This window comes from Streptomyces sp. HUAS TT7, assembly GCF_051550175.1.
Taxonomy (GTDB): Bacteria; Actinomycetota; Actinomycetes; order Streptomycetales; family Streptomycetaceae; genus Streptomyces.
Window position 1 is genome coordinate 6,724,061 of record NZ_CP196175.1, and the last position, 16,754, is coordinate 6,740,814.

Sequence of the window (16,754 nt, forward strand, 5' to 3'; positions counted from 1 at the left end):
GACGCGGTTCGCCCAAGTGGCGGAGCCGGAACGACGGGGTCCCCGAAGGACCTGATCCGGTGGCGGAACCTGTGGCGCGGACGGCACGCGGCGGCCGTCCCCGTCTCGCAGTGCGGCCGCCGCGTCCGCGATGTCGGTGACGCTGACTACGCTGAACGGGAACGAAGAAGGCCGAGATCGCCCACGTCTACCTCGGCTCCGCCGCCGCCCTGCGCAAGGACATCGCCCAGTGAGAACCGCCCTCGTCATCGGTACCGGCCTGATCGGCACCTCCGCCGCCCTGGCCCTCGCGAGCCGCGGGATCACCGTGCACCTCGCCGACCACGACCCGGGCCAGGCCCGCACCGCCGCCGCGCTCGGCGCCGGCACGGACGAGCCGCCCGAGGGCCGGGTCGACCTCGCCGTCGTGGCCGTGCCGCCCGCGCACGTGGCCGAGACCCTGGCCGGGGCGATACGGGACGGGATCGCCCGCGCGTACATCGACGTGGCCAGCGTCAAGGGCGGCCCGCGCCGCGAGCTGCTCGCGCTCGGCTGCGACCTGAGCTCGTACATCGGCACCCACCCCATGGCGGGCAAGGAGCGCTCGGGCCCGCTCGCCGCCACCGCCGACCTGTTCGAGGGCCGGCCCTGGGTGCTCACGCCGACCCGGGACACCGACACCGAGGTGCTCAACCTGGCGCTCGAACTGGTCGCGCTCTGCCGCGCCGTGCCGGTCGTCATGGACGCCGACGCCCACGACCGGGCCGTCGCGCTGGTCTCGCACACCCCGCAGCTGGTCTCCTCCATGGTCGCCGCCCGCCTCGAAGAGGCCGACGAGACGGCGGTACGGCTGTGCGGCCAGGGCATTCGCGACGTCACCCGCATCGCGGCCTCCGACCCCGGGATGTGGGTCGAGATCCTCTCCGCCAACCCGGGCCCGGTCGCCGACGTCCTGTCCGGGATCGCCGCCGACCTCGACGAGACGGTGCGCGCCCTGCGCTCCCTGGAGTCCGCCGACGAGGACAAGCGGCGCGGCGGCGCCGCCGGCATCGAGGACGTGCTGCGGCGCGGCAACGCGGGGCGCGTCAGGGTGCCCGGCAAGCACGGCGCGGCGCCCGCCACGTACGAGATCGTCGCCGTGCTCCTGAGTGACGAGCCGGGCGGTCTCGCGCGGCTGTTCGCGGACGCGGGCCGGGCCGGGGTCAACATCGAGGACGTCCGCATCGAGCACGCCACCGGCCAGCAGGCGGGTCTGGTCCAGCTCATGGTCGAGCCGGCCGCGGCCCCCGGCCTGACCGCCGCGCTGCGGGAGCGGGGCTGGTCGATCCGGCAGTGAGGCCGTGGGCCGCCGCGCTGCAGTAACCTTGTACGGGGCGGGGGCCCCGCCCCGTACCAGGAAGGTGTCCGTCACCGTGGAAAGCGCCGCCCGGACCGCTCCGGCAGGCCGTGGGCCGCCCGGGCAGTGATAACCTTGTGTCGCCATCGACAGGAAGGTGTCCGTCACCGTGGAAAGCGCCGCCCGGACCGCTCCGGCAGCAGTGATTGTCGCCATCGACGGCCCCTCCGGCACCGGCAAGTCCAGCACCTCCAAGGCGGTCGCCGCCAAGCTGGGGCTGAGCTATCTGGACACCGGAGCCCAGTACCGGGCGATCACCTGGTGGATGATCAGCAACGGGATCGACATCGACGACCCGGCGGAGATCGCCGTCGCGGCCGCCAAGCCCGTGATCGTCTCCGGCACCGACCCGTCGGCGCCGACCATCACCGTCGACGGCGAGGACGCCTCCGGGCCGATCCGCACCCAGGACGTCACGTCCAAGGTGAGCGCGGTCAGCGCCGTCCCCGAGGTGCGGGCCCTGATCACCCAGCTCCAGCGCGACATCGCCGCGGGCGCCGGGCAGGGCATCGTGGTCGAGGGCCGTGACATCGGCACGACCGTGCTGCCCGACGCCGACCTGAAGGTGTTCCTCACCGCGTCCCCCGAGGCACGCGCGGCCCGCCGCAGTGGCGAGATCAAGGGCTCCGACGTGGCGGCCACCCGGGAAGCCCTGATCAAGCGGGACGCGGCCGACTCCGGCCGCAAGACCTCCCCGCTGGCCAAGGCCGACGACGCGGTCGAGGTGGACACCACCGAGCTCACCCTGGACCAGGTCATCGAGTGCGTGGTCACCCTCATCGAGGAGAAGCAGGCCACCAAGTGACGGCCCTCCCGCCGCCCGGCAACCGCCCCTCATGGAGCCGCTTCGCGACGCACCTGCCTGTCGCGGAGCGGGGCGCCGAGATCGGGCGCCGGATCGGTGTCGGCCTGATGTACGGGCTGTGGAAGCCGCGAGTGCTCGGCGCCTGGCGGGTTCCGGCGAGCGGTCCGGTGATCCTCGCCGTCAACCACTCCCACAACATCGACGGCCCGATGGTCATGGGCACCGCCCCGCGCGGCACCCATTTCCTGATCAAGAAGGAAGCCTTCGTCGGGCCGCTCGGCCGGTTCCTCGAAGGCATCGGCCAGCTCAAGGTGGACCGGGCGGTCGCCGACCGCGCCGCGATCACCGACGCACTGGCCGTGCTCGACCAGGGCGGCGTCCTCGGGATCTTTCCCGAGGGCACCCGGGGCGACGGAGACTTCGCCTCGCTGCGGGCCGGCCTCGCCTACTTCGCCGTACGGTCGGGGGCGCCCATCGTCCCGGTCGCGGTGCTGGGAAGCACCGAGCGCCGCGGGCGGTTGATAAAGGGGCTGCCGCCGCTGCGCAGCCGCGTCGACGTCGTCTTCGGGGACGCCTTCGAGGCCGGCGACGGCAGCGGACGGCGCACCCGCAAAGCCCTGGACGAGGCCACCGTCCGCATCCAGGACCGGCTCACCGGCCACCTGGAGAACGCCAGGCGCCTGACCGGGCGCTAGGCCAGACTTTCAGTAGTGGACCGCCCGATCGCGATCCACCGATCACCACGATGAACGAGGTACGGACTTCATGAACGACCAGCACGAACACGGAGCGCTCGGTGACGCCGAGTACGCGGAGTTCATGGAGCTCGCCGCCGAAGAGGGCTTCGATGTCGAGGATGTCGAGGCCGCCATCGACGAGGCCGGCCACGGCCCGCTGCCGGCCCTCGCCGTCGTCGGCCGCCCGAACGTCGGCAAGTCGACCCTGGTGAACCGCATCATCGGCCGCCGCGAGGCCGTCGTCCAGGACAAGCCCGGCGTCACCCGTGACCGCGTCACCTACGAGGCCGAGTGGGCCGGCCGCCGCTTCAAGGTCGTCGACACCGGCGGCTGGGAGCAGGACGTCCTCGGCCTCGACGCCTCCGTCGCCGCCCAGGCCGAGTTCGCCATCGAGGCCGCCGACGCCGTGGTCTTCGTCGTCGACGCCACCGTGGGCGCCACCGACACCGACGAGGCCGTCGTCAAGCTGCTGCGCCGGGCCGGCAAGCCCGTCGTGCTCGCCGCGAACAAGGTCGACGGCATGTCCGGCGAGTCCGACGCCGCGGTCCTGTGGTCGCTCGGCCTCGGCGAGCCCTTCCCGATCTCCGCGCTGCACGGCCGCGGCACCGGTGACCTGCTCGACGAGATCCTCAAGGCGCTGCCCGAGGCCCCGCCGCAGCGCTTCGGCACCGCGGTGGGCGGCCCGCGCCGCATCGCCCTCATCGGCCGCCCGAACGTCGGCAAGTCCTCGCTCCTGAACCAGGTCGCGAAGGAGGAGCGGGTCGTCGTCAACGAGCTGTCCGGCACCACCCGCGACCCGGTCGACGAGCTGATCGAACTCGGCGGAATCACCTGGAAGTTCGTCGACACGGCCGGCATCCGCCGCCGCGTCCACCTCCAGGAGGGCGCCGACTACTACGCCTCGCTGCGTACCGCCGCCGCCGTCGAGAAGGCGGAGGTCGCGGTCGTCCTCATCGACACCAGCGAGTCGATCTCCGTGCAGGACCAGCGCATCATCACGATGGCCGTGGACGCCGGGCGCGCGCTGGTCATCGCGTACAACAAGTGGGACACCCTCGACGAGGAGCGGCGCTACTACCTGGAGCGCGAGATCGAGACCGAGATGCAGCAGGTCGCCTGGGCGCCCCGGGTCAACGTCTCCGCGCTGACCGGCCGCCACATGGAGAAGCTGGTCCCGGCGATCGAGACGGCCCTGGCGGGCTGGGAGACCCGGATCCCGACCGGTCGTCTCAACGCCTTCCTCGGCGAGCTCGTGGCCGGCCACCCGCACCCGATCCGCGGCGGAAAGCAGCCGCGCATCCTGTTCGGTACGCAGGCGGGCACCAAGCCGCCGCGGTTCGTGCTCTTCGCCTCCGGCTTCATCGAGGCCGGCTACCGGCGCTTCATCGAGCGCCGGCTGCGCGAGGAGTTCGGCTTCGAGGGCACCCCGATCCACATCTCGGTGCGGGTGCGAGAGAAGCGCGGCCGTAAGAAGTAACCCCCTTGCGGGAGCGGGCCCTTCGCGAGGAGGGCTAGAGGCCCCTGCGGGGGCCGGGCGGCAGTGCTGCCGGGACCTGGTGCCCGGCGTACTGCCGCCCGTGCGCGTTCATGGCGGGGTGCAGATGCCAGTTCCCGGCGTACGTGACGGGGAAGTGCTGGGTCTGGTGGCCGGTCTGCTGGCCGGCGCGGTTGCCGTGCACCGCGGTGAACCCGCCGCCGAGCGCTCCGAACGCGGTGAACCCGAGATCCTCCTCACCCGACCGGTCACCGGGGAGGGTGCGGAAGGACCTGAGGTACTCGGAGTAGAGCGCGTCGTAGATCGGCGTGGGGGACGTGGGGGAGTGGGCTCCCGATGCGTCGCCCGAGGGGCGCATGGCAGGGATCTGGGCCTGGTACGGCTGGCGGGGCGGGTCGTATGTGTGCACGTATGTGCCAACGACCCCGTACGGCCGGGGATGCGGGGTGTTTCGGCTTATCGGTAGCGCAGGGCCGGATGGCCCACGCCCCTTCCGCGCCCACCCCGTACCGGCCGGGGCGGGCGCGCGGGACATCTCAGGTGCCGGCGAGCGGCATGGCGGCGGCCACCAGGCGGCCGTCGGCGGCGGCCTTCTCCAGGGCGTCCCTGAGCAGGTCCTCGCGCGGCTGCTGGCCGATCATGCCGACCGGGGCCGCGAAGACCAGGACGCGCTGGGACTTGTTGGCCGCGGCCCGCCAGCCGTCCGTCACCTGGAGCGGCTGGTGCGCCTGCCACCAGGAGACCGAGCTGCTGCCGCCGCCGGTGCCGGGCTGCAGGACCGCGTGCAGCTGGCCCATCGCGAGCAGCACGGACCAGCCCGGAAGCACCGAGGGCAGCCGCCCCATGTCGGTCACCGGCACGAAGCCCTGCTCGATGAGGAGCGGGAGGAATTCGTCGGTGCTGCCGCCGGAGCCCGGCCGGACGATAGGCCCCGTCGGCTCGACGACGAGCGCGGGGTGCAGATCTCCCTCGATCAGCACCAGGCCGCTGGTGATGCCGAGGACCGCCTGCTCGGGCGCCCCGCCGGCCGGCTCCGCGCCCGTGATGGAGCGTACGGCGCCCTGGAGCTGCTCCTCGGCGACCTGGACGACCTGGGAGGGGATGCAGCTGGCGTGGGCGAAGGCGAGGACGGCGGTCTCCTCGCCGACGAACAGGACGGTGCTGGTGCGCTCCTGCTCGGAGTCGCCCGGCGTGCGGCAGGAGGTGCAGTCGTAGCTGCCCGGGGCGTTCTCGCCGGCGAGCAGCCGCTCGGCTTCTTCGTCGCCGATCTCGGCGCGGACGTCCTCACTGACGTCGAGCATGCGCGGCACGGGTGGCTCCTAGGAACTGAGTGGATGCGCCGGGCGGTTCCCGGCTTCTCTCGTACAAACGACAACGGGCGATCTGTGGCCGGGGTCACGCGCGAAGGCGAACGGAATCGAACCGTCCCCAGCGGAGGGTGAATTCACCCGCGGAACCCTTCACTCCCTGTCAACACCTGTGGGCCACATGGAAGTTGAGTGGGTGAGCTGAGTCACAGATCACTTCGACGACAGGTCGACAAATGACGATATCCGCGCATCAAGTGGGTGTCCGGAAATCGACGATACTCCCGGTAACGGGCAACTGGCCTGGAATGACGGGGCATTGGTTGATGCCGGAGCGTGCGGGTCCCTAGATTCCACCGCCGTGTGCATCGAGCACCGCCCGGGAACGCCCGCCGGCCGCACAGCCAGCTACGACCTTCCGGTGGGCGGGGGCGGCACGGAACGAGGCGCCGGACGCGCCGAAGGCCGCGCCGCCCAGGGGGACCCCGGGTCCTTCGAGAGGGATTTCATGTCTGTTGGTACCAGTGGTTCCAGCTCCATACGCAGGCGTGGGACGGCAGTGCTGATCGGGGCCGCAGTCGTGGCACCGCTGGCCCTGCTCAGCGTCGCCGGTCCGGCCTCCGCGGCGGACAGCGGTGTGTGGGACCGCATCGCCCAGTGCGAGAGCGGTGGAAACTGGCACATCAACACCGGCAACGGCTACTACGGCGGGCTCCAGTTCGCCGCCGGGACCTGGCGGGCGCACGGCGGCGGGGCATACGCCTCCACCGCCGACAAGGCCAGCAGGGCCCAGCAGATCGCCGTCGCCACCAAGGTCCAGCACTCGCAGGGCTGGGGCGCGTGGCCGGTCTGCTCGCGCCAGGCGGGGGCGTACGGCAGCGCCCCTGATGCGGGCGAGCCCGCCCACAAGCCCGCACAGAAGAAGGCCGAGAGCAGCCCGCAGCAGGCCGCCCCGAAGCCGCACAAGGCGCCGGCGCCACAGCCGCGCACCGCCCCGCTCCGCACGGAGAGCGCGCCCGCCGCCCCGGCCGGCGGCTCCTACACGGTCCGGAGCGGCGACACCCTGTCCGCCGTCGCGGCTGCCCACGGCACCGGGTGGGAGGCGCTGTACGCGGCCAACAGGTCCGTCATCGGGGGTGACCCGGATCTCATCTTCCCGGGGCAGCAGCTGAAGATCTGAGGCCCAGAGCCCCGTCCGGCCGTCCGGACGGGGCTCGCCGCTGTCCGGAAAGCGCCCCATCGCCGCCGCCCCAGCCCGTCCCCGGGTGGACCTGCGGTGATCAGCCCTTGGAGTACAGGTGACGGTCAACCCAAGTACAGTCCGTTCGTGACCGAAGGGTTTCGGTCCCGACCGACCCGACCGGTCGAATGATCAAGAGCATGATCGACCGATCGACCGAACGACCAAGGGGACGCGCAGCGCATGCACATCTCATTCCTGCTGCACAACGCGTACAGCCTGGGCGGCACCATACGGTCGACCTTCAACCTCGCCGGTGAGCTCGCCCGACGGCACGACGTCGAGATCGTCTCCGTCTTCCGCCACCACGACGAGCCCACCCTCCCCGCGCCCGAAGGCGTCCGCCTGCGGCACCTGGTCGATCTGCGCAGGGGCAGCCCCGGATACGAGGGCGACCACCCCCAGCACCACAGGCCGGCCAAGGTCTTCCCGCGCGGCGACGGCCGCCACAGCCAGTACAGCCGGCTCACCGACGCCCGGATCGGCGACCACCTGCGGACGGTCGAGGCCGACGTCGTCATCGGCACCCGGCCGGGCCTCAATGTGCACATCGCCCGCGAGACCCGGCCCGGCGTGGTCCGCGTCGGCCAGGAACACCTGACCCTCGCCGGACACAGCTACCGCCTCCGCAGCGAGATCGCCCACTCCTATCCGCTGCTCGACGCGATCACCACGGTCACCCGGGCCGACGCGGCGGCCTACCGGGGGCTGCGGCTGCCGGACGTACGCATCGAGGCGGTGCCCAACGGCGTACCCGGGCCGCGTATCGAGCCCGCCTCCGGCGACGGCAAGCTGGTCGTGGCGGCTGGGCGGCTCACCCCGGTCAAGCGGTACGACCTGCTGGTGAAGGCGTTCGCGCAAGTCGTCGCGGTACGGCCGGACTGGAAGCTGCGGATCTACGGCTCCGGCGACGCCTTCGGCAACGAACGCGAAGCCCTGCGGAACCTCATCGACGATCTTGGCCTCTACAACCATGTGTTCCTCATGGGCCTGGCCGGCGATCTCGACAGCGAGTGGGTCAAGGGTTCCCTCGCGGCTGTCACCTCCAGCCACGAGTCCTTCGGCATGACCATCGTCGAGGCGATGCGCTGTGGACTCCCCGTCGTCTCCACGGACTGCCCACAGGGACCACGCGAAATCATCGACGACGGGGTGGACGGCCGGCTCGTGGAGGCCGGCAACGCCGACGCGGTGGCCGCGGCCCTGCTCGAACTGATCCAGGACGACGGACTGCGCCACCGCATGGCCAAGGCGGCCCTGGAGAACTCCGGGCGCTTCGACCCGGCCAGGATCGCCGAAAGCCACGAGGCGATCTTCGACGAGCTGCACGCCCAGGGCGGTGGCAGCCGCTCCGCCGGGGCGCTGCGCGACTCGCTGCACAGGGCCCGCAGCACCGCCCTCGACGGGGCCTACGCCCTGCGTCACAAGGCCGCCTCCGTGCTCCGGAAAGGGCAGACCGCATGACCACCACCGCCGAGTCCCCGGACACGGGCAGCGCCCCCGCGGCCCCGCGCGCCGACTGCATAGCCGACTCCGCGGGCGGGGTGACCTTCGACATCACGGGCGCCGGACGGCCGGGTGCCGCGCTCGTCCTGCGCCGCCGCGGCACGAACCCCGGCCCCGATGTGCTGCTGCCGCTCACCCCGGCGGCCGAGGGGCTGCTCCGGGCGGTGCTGCCCAGCACGGTCGACCTCGCCGAGGGCGTGTGGGACGCCTACCTGCGCTTCGGCGAGGGCGCCGAGCAGCGCCTGGAGCCGGGCACCAGGGATCTGCGTGCCCTCGTCGACCGCGAACCGGGCCCGGACGCCGACCGGGTCGCGGTGCGCATCCCCTACCCGGGCCGCTCCGGCGAGCTCGTCGTCCGCAGCTGGCTGCGCAGACCGCACGCCGAGACCGGCACGATCGGCTTCGGCGCCGACGGCGTCACCGTGCACGGGCGGCTGTACGGGGTGGAGCTCGGCCCCGGCGCAGCCGTCGAGGCGCGGCTGCGGGGCGGAGGCGGCCGCGTCCACCGGGTGCCCGCGACCGCAGACGGCGACGGCTTCGCCTTCACGCTTCCCTACGCCCCGCTCGCGGAGGGCCTGGACGCCAAGGAATGGCTCTGGGACCTCTGGCTGCTCACCGGTACCGGTGGCCCCGCCGTGCGCCTGGCCCGCATCCTGGACGACGTCCCGCTGAAGCAGGTGATCTTCGTGTACCCGGGGTCGATGGTCGGCCCGGGCGTGGTCCGCCCGTACTACACCGGCGCGAACGACCTGAGCGTGCGCGTCGACGCGGTACGGGACTAGTCCCCGGGCTCCGCAGCCCCGGGCTCTCCCGCGGACGGCACCGCCACCGGCTCCTCCCCGGGCGGCAGGTCGTCACGGAACGGGGCGAACTCCGGGTGGTGCAGGTCGAAGGCCGGGGACTCGGTACGGATGCGCGGGATGGTCACGAAGTTGTGCCGGGGCGGCGGGCAGGACGTGGCCCACTCCAGCGAGCGGCCGAACCCCCACGGGTCGTCGACCTCCACCTTCTTGCCGTACCGCGCGGTCTTCCAGACGTTGTAGAAGAAGGGCAGTGTGGACATGCCGAGCAGGAACGCGCCGATCGACGAGATCATGTTCAGCGCCGTGAAGCCGTCCGCCGTCAGGTAGTCCGCGTACCGCCGGGGCATGCCTTCCGCGCCCAGCCAGTGCTGGACCAGGAACGTGATGTGGAAGCCGATGAACAGCGTCCAGAAGTGGATCTTGCCGAGCCGCTCGTCGAGCATCTTGCCGGTCAGTTTCGGCCACCAGAAGTAGAAGCCGCCGAAGGTCGCGAAGACCACCGTGCCGAACACCACGTAGTGGAAGTGCGCCACCACGAAGTACGAGTCGGTGACGTGGAAGTCCAGCGGGGGCGAGGCCAGGATGACGCCCGTCAGGCCGCCGAACAGGAAGCTCACCAGGAAGCCGACCGCCCACAGCATGGGTGTCTCGAAGCTCAGTGAGCCTCTGAGCATGGTGCCGGTCCAGTTGAAGAACTTCACTCCGGTGGGCACCGCGATCAGGAACGACATGAACGAGAAGAACGGCAGCAACACCGCTCCGGTCGCGAACATGTGGTGGGCCCACACCACGATGGACAGCCCGGTGATGGCCGCCGTCGCCCCGACCAGGGTCATGTAGCCGAAGATCGGCTTGCGCGAGAAGACCGGGATGATCTCCGTGATGATGCCGAAGAACGGCAGCGCGATGATGTAGACCTCGGGATGGCCGAAGAACCAGAAGAGGTGCTGCCACAGCAGCGCCCCTCCGTTCTGCGCCTCGAAGACCACCGAGCCGAACCTGCGGTCCGCCTCCAGGACGAGCAGCGCCGCCGCGAGCACCGGGAACGCGATGAGCACCAGGATCGACGTGAACAGGACGTTCCAGGTGAACACCGGCATCCGGAACATCGTCATCCCGGGGGCGCGCATCCCGATGATGGTGGTCACGAAGTTGACCGCGCCGAGGATGGTGCCGAAGCCGGCGAGCGCGAGCCCCATGATCCAGAGGTCGGCCCCGGCGCCGGGGGAGCGGGTCAGCGAGTTGAGCGGGGCATAGGCGAACCAGCCGAAGCTCGCGGGCCCGGTCGGCAGCAGCACCGAGCCGAGCACGATCAGACCGCCGAAGAGGAACAGCCAGTACGCGAACATGTTCAGCCGCGGGAAGGCCACGTCCGGGGAGCCGATCTGCAACGGCATGATCGCATTGGCGAACCCGGCGAAGGTCGGCGTCGCGAAGAGCAGCAGCATGATCGTGCCGTGCATGGTGAAGAGCTGGTTGTACTCCTCGTTGGTCATGATCTGCAGCCCCGGGCGGGCCAGTTCGGCCCGCATCAGGAGGGCCATCACACCCGCGATGAGGAAGAAGACGAACGACGTGATCAGGTAGAGGTGCCCGATCTTCTTGTGGTCGGTGGTGGTCAGCCAGTCCACGATCACCGCGCCCGGCCGGCCGGTCCTCGCGGGCTTCGCCGCCGGGGTCACCGTCTCCGTACCCATTGCACCCCCAGAGGTGTCTGGCGTCAGGCCAGGGGCCATGATGCTCGCGGTCGGCCCACCGCAACAGGGGGCGTACGCCATCCGGCCGAGCTTCGAAGGGCCCCGGTCACGGGGTTGCGGGTAGGGATTGTGTAAGGGTGAGGTGAATTACCTATGCGCCGTCAATTCCATTCGCTGGGCCGCCGAGTTGGAATTACCCATGTGTCCGGCGTAAGAATTCCGTCAATTGCAGTAATGCGTTCGGCCGGCCGGAAGTGCGGCGTGCGATAACCGGGCAAGGGGTCAGGAACTGCCCGTACGAGTGACAGAGTTCGAAGCGCACCCGAGCCCGGATCCTGTGACAGAAGTGTGACTGGTGGGGTACCGGGGGCGGACAACCAGCGGGTTCCCACCCGGCTCACGGACCCCGGCGGCCCCCCGCTTCCGTCGTCGGGGCGGCACGCCTACGGTGGGTGGCATGGCACCGATACCGTCCCACTCCGCACATCCCGACGACGCCCCCGAGTCCTATGTCGGCCTCGACGCGGAGGGCGCCGAGCAACTCGCCAGGTCGCGCGGCTGGTCCACCGTCAGGTCGCTTCCGCCGGGCTCGATCATCACCATGGAGTATCTGGCGGGGCGGCTGAACTTCGAGGTCGAGGACGGCACCGTGACCCGCTGCTGGCACGGCTGAGACGGCTCCCGAGCGCGGATACGACGAAGGCCCCCGGTATCCACCGGGGGCCTTCGTGCCGTTGTGCGTACCGTGCGGGTCGTCCGCGGGCCTCAGCCGCCCAGGGGGCGGGCGGGGGCGGTGCGCGGCGTCCGCTCGGTGTGCGGGGGGCGCCGGGTGCCTGCCGGGACGACCGGGGGGCGCTCCGAACGGGCCGGCTGGTACGGCCTGGCCGGGAGCGGCCGGCCGGGACCGCGCCCGCTCGCGACGCCGACCGGCTCGCGCACGGGGGCGTCGTCCTCCTCGTGCCCGCGCTGGGGCGGCATCGCGGGCACCGAGGGGACCGGAACCGGGGCCGGGGCCGGGGCGCTCGCGCGGGGCCGCCTGCGCTCGCGCACCTTCTCGCGCACGGCGAAGACAAAGGCCTCCGCGCGGGCGATCAGCGGCTCGAACCAGGGCAGGGCGAGCAGGATGAGCAGCCCGGCCGCCCAGCCGAGGAGCACGTCGCTCACCCAGTGCGTGCCGAGGTAGACCGTGGTCGCGCCGACGCCCAGGGCCACCATGGCCGAAATGACCGAGAGCCAGCGCCGGGCGCGCGGCGTGGTGGCGAGGTAGGCGAGGATGCCCCAGGTCACGACCGCGTTGGCGGTGTGCCCCGAGGGAAATATGTCGCCGCCGGCGAACAACTCGGCGGACCCGATCTGCGTCGCGTAGTGCGGGCCGAGCCGGCCGAGGCCGAGCTTGACCGAACCGACCGTCATGTTGAGCAGCAGAAGGGCCGCCCCGAGGGTCAGGAGCGGCCGGAGTGTGTGCTGGCGCCAGGAGCGCCAGCCGAGCCAGGCCATCACCATCACCGCGGTGGGTCCGCGCTGGCCGAGGACCACGAAGTAGTCCAGGAAGGCGTGCAGCTGCGGCCACTGCTCGTACGGCCGGTACAGCATGACCTTCCAGTCCAGCTCGACGAGCCAGGAGGAGCCCAGCACAGCGACGACGATGGCGAGGTAGAACGCCATCGTCGCGCCGAAGAGGGCCACGCGGTGACGGCTCATCCGCGGGATCTCTATCTTCGGTGGCTCGGGCTCCCGGTCCAGGCGGGCGAAGATTCGGTCAGTACGCACTCAATCGACGTTACAGCGAGTGAGTGTGCGCCCAGGCCGATCCGGGGCCTTTGTGATGACGATGTGATGTGGAGTATGTCTCACGCCCACCTTTATTCCCGGGCGCCGTGGAATACCCCGGGGCCTTGTCCTCTATTCATTCGACTCGGCGCAGGAAGGCTTGTTTGTATCCGTCGGAATTCCGTTTGCCGGGCAGGGGAGCGGAATTCACGCTTCGGTCACCGGTCGGGTACGGAGCGTAAAGATCACCCCATGGGTGGAACCCGGGGTGGCGCACACCACACCTCGGCGGGGTTCGCCGTGAGAGGTGGACCACGCGCCACTCGGGTGAACTCGCGTAGTCTGACGAATCACTCGCCCGTCGATGCCGGGCCTCGGGGATCCCGATCAGGGCTGGTCACTGGTCCACCGGGCCCACCGACCGCGAGAGTGGTGACGGCACGGTCCGTTGCGACCGCACCGTCCCGGACCCGGAGGGTCCGCAGTACTGGGAGGTACGTACATGACAGGGACGACCATGACCGGTGCGCGCCCCGGTGCCCGCGCCGGCGGTGCCAACCGCTGGGTCATCCTCGTCGTCCTCTGTGTGAGCCTGCTGTTCGTGGCGCTCGACGCCACCGTCCTGCATGTCGCGATTCCCTCGGTCACCGAGGACCTGCGGCCTGGCTCCGTGGAACTCCTCTGGATCGTCGACGCCTACCCGCTGGTCTGCGCCGCCCTCCTCATCCTCTTCGGCACCCTGGGCGACCGGGTCGGCCGGCGCCGGGTGCTGCTGCTCGGCTACGCGATCTTCGGCGCCGCCTCCGCGGTCGCGGCGCTCGCCGAATCGGCGCCCGTACTGATCGCGGCCCGTGCGCTGCTCGGCATCGGCGGCGCGATGATCATGCCCGCCACGCTCTCCATCCTCCGCGTCGTCTTCCCCGACCGCCGCGAGCGGGCCACCGCCATCGGCATCTGGACGGCGGTCGCCGCGATCGGCGCCGCCGTCGGACCGGTCCTCGGCGGCTTCCTCGTCCAGCACTTCTGGTGGGGCTCGGTCTTCCTCGTCAACATCCCGCTGATGGCGCTGATCCTGCCGATCGGGCGCTGGATCGTGCCCGAGTCCAAGGGCAGCTCCGACGGACCGTGGGACGTGCTCGGCGCGCTGATGGCGGCCGGCGGCATACTCGCCGTGGTGTTCGGCGTGAAGCGGCTCGGCGCCGGACACGGCATATTCGACGGCCGCACCCTGGCCGCCCTCTGCCTCGGCACCGCCCTGCTCATCGTCTTCGTCCGCAGGCAGCGCCGCCGCGCGCACCCGCTCATCGACATCCGGATGTTCTCCCGGCCCGCCTTCGCCACCTCGGTCGGCTGCATCATCGTCGCCATGCTGGCCCTGGTCGGCCTGGAGCTCATAGCCGTCCAGTACCTCCAGCTCGTCCTCGGCCTTTCCCCGCTCCAGACCGGTCTGCGCATGCTGCCGCTCACCTTCGCCGCGATGGCGGCGGGCGCGACCGGGTCGTACACCCTGCGCAGGCTCGGCCCGCGCCGGATGGTCTGTACGGGCTTCGTCCTGACCGCGGGCGCGGTGCTGCTGCTCGTCCTCATGGGCCAGACCGACTGGCCGTCACTGATGTTCGTCTCGTTCGTCATGCTCGGCTTCGGGCTCCAGACCACGCTCTTCGCGGCGTACGAATCGATGCTCAGCGAGGCCCCGCCCGAGCGGGCCGGCGGCGCGGCCGCCATCGGCGAGACCTCCTACCAGCTCGGCGCCGGCATGGGCATCGCGCTGCTCGGCAGTGTCATGAACGCCGCCTACGCACCCGGCCTCGCATCCGTCGGCGGCGTCCCCGCCAAGGCGTCGGCCGCAGCCTCCAACTCGCTCGGCGAGGCCTACGACGTTGCCGGCCACCTCGGCGGCCCGGCCGGCGAGGCGCTGCGCACCGCGGCCCGGAACTCCTTCGTGCACGGCCTGCACGTCACGCTGTTCGTCAGCGCCGCGCTGCTGCTCCTCGGCGCGGTGGCCGGGCTTCGGCTGCCGCGGGTCATGGACTGCTCGGTCGCCGGGCAGGAGCGGGAAGCCGAGCCGGAGGCCGCGTTCGAGCCCGAGTCGCGGCAGGCGCAGCAGCTGAGCGTCAAGCTGCCGTCCCCGGTGCGGCCCGGCGATGTGGCGACCGTGGAGTCTGGACGCACGGGACACTGACCCGTAACGTCAGCGCTCAGGTAATAACTAACACTGCTAGTTTTAGTTGAGCGAGAGCCGCGGAGGCGCCCTCATGTCCGCTCCTTCCTCCAAGCTGCCCCCCTTCGACCCGGCCGACCCGCTCGGCATCGACGACCTGCTGAGCCCCGAGGACCTCGCGATCCGCGACACCGTCCGCTCCTGGGCCGCCGACCGGGTCCTGCCGCACATCGCCGAGTGGTACGAGAGCGGCGAGCTGCCCGGCATCCGTGAACTGGCCCGCGAACTCGGCTCGATCGGCGCACTCGGCATGTCCCTGACCGACTACGGCTGCGCGGGCGCCACCGCCGTCCAGTACGGCCTCGCCTGTCTGGAGTTGGAGGCCGCCGACTCCGGCATCCGCTCGCTCGTCTCCGTACAGGGCTCGCTCGCCATGTACGCGATCTGGCGGTTCGGCTCCGAGGAGCAGAAGAAGCGCTGGCTGCCCGGGATGGCGGCGGGCGAGATCATCGGCTGCTTCGGGCTCACCGAGCCCGACCACGGCTCCGACCCGGCCGGCATGCGTACGTACGCGAAGCGGGACGGCACCGACTGGGTGCTGAACGGCCGCAAGATGTGGATCACCAACGGTTCGGTGGCGGGCGTCGCGGTGGTCTGGGCCCAGACCGACGACGGTATCCGCGGCTTCGCCGTGCCGGCCGGCACCCCCGGCTTCTCGGCCCCCGAGATCAAGCACAAGTGGTCGCTGCGGGCCAGCGTCACCAGCGAGCTGGTCATGGACGAGGTGCGGCTGCCCGCCGACGCCGTACTCCCCGAAGTCACCGGCCTCAAGGGCCCGCTCAGCTGCCTCTCTCACGCGCGGTACGGAATCGTGTGGGGCGCGATGGGCGCGGCCCGCGCCTCCTTCGAAGCGGCGGTCGACTACGCCAAGACCCGCGAACAGTTCGGAAAGCCCATCGGAGGCTTCCAGTTGACCCAGGCCAAGCTCGCCGACATGGCGCTCGAACTGCACAAGGGGATCCTGCTCGCCCACCATCTCGGCCGCCGCATGGACGCGGGGCGGCTCCGCCCGGAACAGGTCAGCTTCGGCAAGCTCAACAACGTACGGGAGGCGATCGAGATCTGCCGCACCTCGCGCACGATCCTCGGCGCCAACGGGATCTCCCTGGAGTACCCGGTGATGCGGCACGCCACCAACCTGGAATCGGTGCTGACCTACGAGGGCACCGTCGAAATGCACCAGCTGGTGCTGGGCAAGGCGCTCACCGGACTCGACGCGTTCAGGTAATCCGGCGGGCGCCCTGCCTCAGCTCTGATCGCCGTGTCTTCCCGGGGGCGCTGCGCCCCATTGCGGCTGCGCCGCGGGCCGGACCCCCGGCCGGTGGCATCTGTACCTCAGCTCTGATTGAAGAAGCCACCGGTCCGGCGGCCGGCGGGCTCGCCGTTGACGATCTGGGTGTCGACGGGGGTCAGCAGGAAGACCCTCGTCGCCACGCGCTCGATGGAGCCGCGCAGACCGAAGGTGAGTCCGGCCGCGAAGTCGACGACGCGCTTGGCGTCACCGGCGTCCATGGACGTCAGGTTCACGATGACCGGCACGCCCTCGCGGAACAGTTCCCCGATGCCCCGCGCGTCCCCGAAGCCGTCCGGCGTGACGGTGGCGATCCGGCGGCCCTGGTCCTCGGCCGCCTCGGAGGCCACCCGCACGCGCGGGTCCGTCACCCAGGCCTCGCCGGACTCGGCGGCACCTTCGGTGTACTCGTCGTCGTAGTAGCGGTCGTCGTTGTCCTCGACAAGTCCCAGCCAGGCACTCGCCTTGCGCACCGATCCCATGGACGCCTCCTCTCACAGCGGTCTT

15 protein-coding genes are annotated in these 16,754 nt (G+C 71.2%); 10 read left to right on the top strand and 5 right to left on the bottom strand.

Translation table 11 applies throughout. The annotated features are described in order from the left end of the window. Nucleotides 1-229 precede the first annotated feature (229 nt). The 4 genes from ACSHXC_RS30270 (at nt 230) to der (ending at nt 4,394) form a co-directional block, all read left to right on the top strand. The gene (locus tag ACSHXC_RS30270; protein ID WP_438294593.1) at nt 230-1,315 is read left to right on the top strand and encodes a prephenate dehydrogenase; all 1,086 of its coding nucleotides are present in this window, start codon (nt 230-232) and stop codon (nt 1,313-1,315) included. 157 nt (nt 1,316-1,472) lie between these two features. Beyond that, nucleotides 1,473-2,180 (top strand): (d)CMP kinase, encoded by a 708-nt coding sequence (gene cmk / locus ACSHXC_RS30275; RefSeq protein ID WP_344375655.1) that lies wholly within the window; start codon nt 1,473-1,475, stop codon nt 2,178-2,180. A 107-nt stretch (nt 2,181-2,287) separates the two neighbouring features. Further along, complete coding sequence (locus tag ACSHXC_RS30280) at nt 2,288-2,875, top strand: lysophospholipid acyltransferase family protein (RefSeq protein WP_438296908.1); 588 nt, start codon at nt 2,288-2,290, stop codon at nt 2,873-2,875. Nucleotides 2,876-2,945: 70 nt separating this feature from the next. Then, nucleotides 2,946-4,394 (top strand): ribosome biogenesis GTPase Der, encoded by a 1,449-nt coding sequence (gene der / locus ACSHXC_RS30285; protein WP_438294594.1) that lies wholly within the window; start codon nt 2,946-2,948, stop codon nt 4,392-4,394. Between the two features lie 34 nt (nt 4,395-4,428). Here the strand turns inward: der and ACSHXC_RS30290 are convergent, their stop codons facing one another. Both ACSHXC_RS30290 and ACSHXC_RS30295 read right to left on the bottom strand, forming a co-directional pair. Beyond that, nucleotides 4,429-4,821, bottom strand: coding sequence for a hypothetical protein (locus ACSHXC_RS30290; RefSeq protein ID WP_438294595.1), 393 nt, complete (start codon nt 4,819-4,821; stop codon nt 4,429-4,431). 127 nt (nt 4,822-4,948) lie between these two features. Continuing rightward, entirely contained in the window at nt 4,949-5,722 is a 774-nt protein-coding gene (locus ACSHXC_RS30295; protein WP_438294596.1) for a hypothetical protein, read from the bottom strand. Between the two features lie 505 nt (nt 5,723-6,227). On the opposite strand from ACSHXC_RS30295, the gene ACSHXC_RS30300 reads away from it, so the two are divergent. From ACSHXC_RS30300 to ACSHXC_RS30310, 3 genes are all read left to right on the top strand, one after another. Beyond that, complete coding sequence (locus ACSHXC_RS30300; protein WP_438294597.1) at nt 6,228-6,899, top strand: transglycosylase family protein; 672 nt, start codon at nt 6,228-6,230, stop codon at nt 6,897-6,899. A gap of 243 nt (nt 6,900-7,142) precedes the next feature. Beyond that, nucleotides 7,143-8,423, top strand: coding sequence for a glycosyltransferase family 4 protein (locus ACSHXC_RS30305; protein ID WP_438294598.1), 1,281 nt, complete (start codon nt 7,143-7,145; stop codon nt 8,421-8,423). Further along, on the top strand, nt 8,420-9,247 hold the full coding sequence (locus ACSHXC_RS30310) for a transferase (protein WP_438294599.1): 828 nt from the start codon (nt 8,420-8,422) through the stop codon (nt 9,245-9,247). Before ACSHXC_RS30305 ends, ACSHXC_RS30310 begins: the two co-directional genes overlap by 4 nt. Here the strand turns inward: ACSHXC_RS30310 and ctaD are convergent. Continuing rightward, nucleotides 9,244-10,965, bottom strand: coding sequence for an aa3-type cytochrome oxidase subunit I (ctaD, locus tag ACSHXC_RS30315; protein WP_438294600.1), 1,722 nt, complete (start codon nt 10,963-10,965; stop codon nt 9,244-9,246). The two genes, ACSHXC_RS30310 and ctaD, sit on opposite strands and share 4 nt — an antisense overlap. Before the next feature lie 457 nt (nt 10,966-11,422). On the opposite strand from ctaD, the gene ACSHXC_RS30320 reads away from it, so the two are divergent. Next, the gene (locus ACSHXC_RS30320) at nt 11,423-11,638 is read left to right on the top strand and encodes an I78 family peptidase inhibitor (RefSeq protein ID WP_438294601.1); all 216 of its coding nucleotides are present in this window, start codon (nt 11,423-11,425) and stop codon (nt 11,636-11,638) included. A gap of 92 nt (nt 11,639-11,730) precedes the next feature. On the opposite strand, the gene ACSHXC_RS30325 is transcribed toward ACSHXC_RS30320, so the two are convergent. After that, the gene (locus ACSHXC_RS30325) at nt 11,731-12,735 is read right to left on the bottom strand and encodes a phosphatase PAP2 family protein (protein ID WP_438294602.1); all 1,005 of its coding nucleotides are present in this window, start codon (nt 12,733-12,735) and stop codon (nt 11,731-11,733) included. Nucleotides 12,736-13,237: 502 nt separating this feature from the next. On the opposite strand from ACSHXC_RS30325, the gene ACSHXC_RS30330 reads away from it, so the two are divergent. Together ACSHXC_RS30330 and ACSHXC_RS30335 are read left to right on the top strand one after the other, a co-directional pair. Then, a complete protein-coding gene (locus ACSHXC_RS30330; protein WP_438294603.1) occupies nt 13,238-14,917 on the top strand; it encodes an MFS transporter in 1,680 nt (559 codons plus the stop codon). A gap of 73 nt (nt 14,918-14,990) precedes the next feature. Further along, nucleotides 14,991-16,184, top strand: a complete 1,194-nt coding sequence (locus tag ACSHXC_RS30335) for an acyl-CoA dehydrogenase family protein (protein WP_438294604.1) — start codon at nt 14,991-14,993, stop codon at nt 16,182-16,184. Nucleotides 16,185-16,291: 107 nt separating this feature from the next. On the opposite strand, the gene ACSHXC_RS30340 is transcribed toward ACSHXC_RS30335, so the two are convergent. After that, nucleotides 16,292-16,729 carry a cell division protein SepF gene (locus ACSHXC_RS30340; protein ID WP_438294605.1) on the bottom strand — a complete coding sequence of 146 codons (438 nt, stop codon included), beginning with the start codon at nt 16,727-16,729 and terminating at the stop codon, nt 16,292-16,294. Between the last annotated feature and the right edge of the window lie 25 nt (nt 16,730-16,754).

Excerpts from the sequence above, each read along its gene's own strand:
- ACSHXC_RS30320 (WP_438294601.1), top strand. The coding sequence starts at position 11,423 with ATGGCACCGATACCGTCCCACTCCGCACATCCCGACGACGCCCCCGAG.
- ACSHXC_RS30310 (WP_438294599.1), top strand. The coding sequence starts at position 8,420 with ATGACCACCACCGCCGAGTCCCCGGACACGGGCAGCGCCCCCGCGGCC.
- ACSHXC_RS30300 (WP_438294597.1), top strand. The coding sequence starts at position 6,228 with ATGTCTGTTGGTACCAGTGGTTCCAGCTCCATACGCAGGCGTGGGACG.
- ACSHXC_RS30340 (WP_438294605.1), bottom strand. The coding sequence starts at position 16,729 with ATGGGATCGGTGCGCAAGGCGAGTGCCTGGCTGGGACTTGTCGAGGAC.
- ACSHXC_RS30280 (WP_438296908.1), top strand. The coding sequence starts at position 2,288 with ATGTACGGGCTGTGGAAGCCGCGAGTGCTCGGCGCCTGGCGGGTTCCG.
- ACSHXC_RS30305 (WP_438294598.1), top strand. The coding sequence starts at position 7,143 with ATGCACATCTCATTCCTGCTGCACAACGCGTACAGCCTGGGCGGCACC.
- der (WP_438294594.1), top strand. The coding sequence starts at position 2,946 with ATGAACGACCAGCACGAACACGGAGCGCTCGGTGACGCCGAGTACGCG.
- ACSHXC_RS30335 (WP_438294604.1), top strand. The coding sequence starts at position 14,991 with ATGTCCGCTCCTTCCTCCAAGCTGCCCCCCTTCGACCCGGCCGACCCG.
- ACSHXC_RS30330 (WP_438294603.1), top strand. The coding sequence starts at position 13,238 with ATGACAGGGACGACCATGACCGGTGCGCGCCCCGGTGCCCGCGCCGGC.
- ctaD (WP_438294600.1), bottom strand. The coding sequence starts at position 10,965 with ATGGGTACGGAGACGGTGACCCCGGCGGCGAAGCCCGCGAGGACCGGC.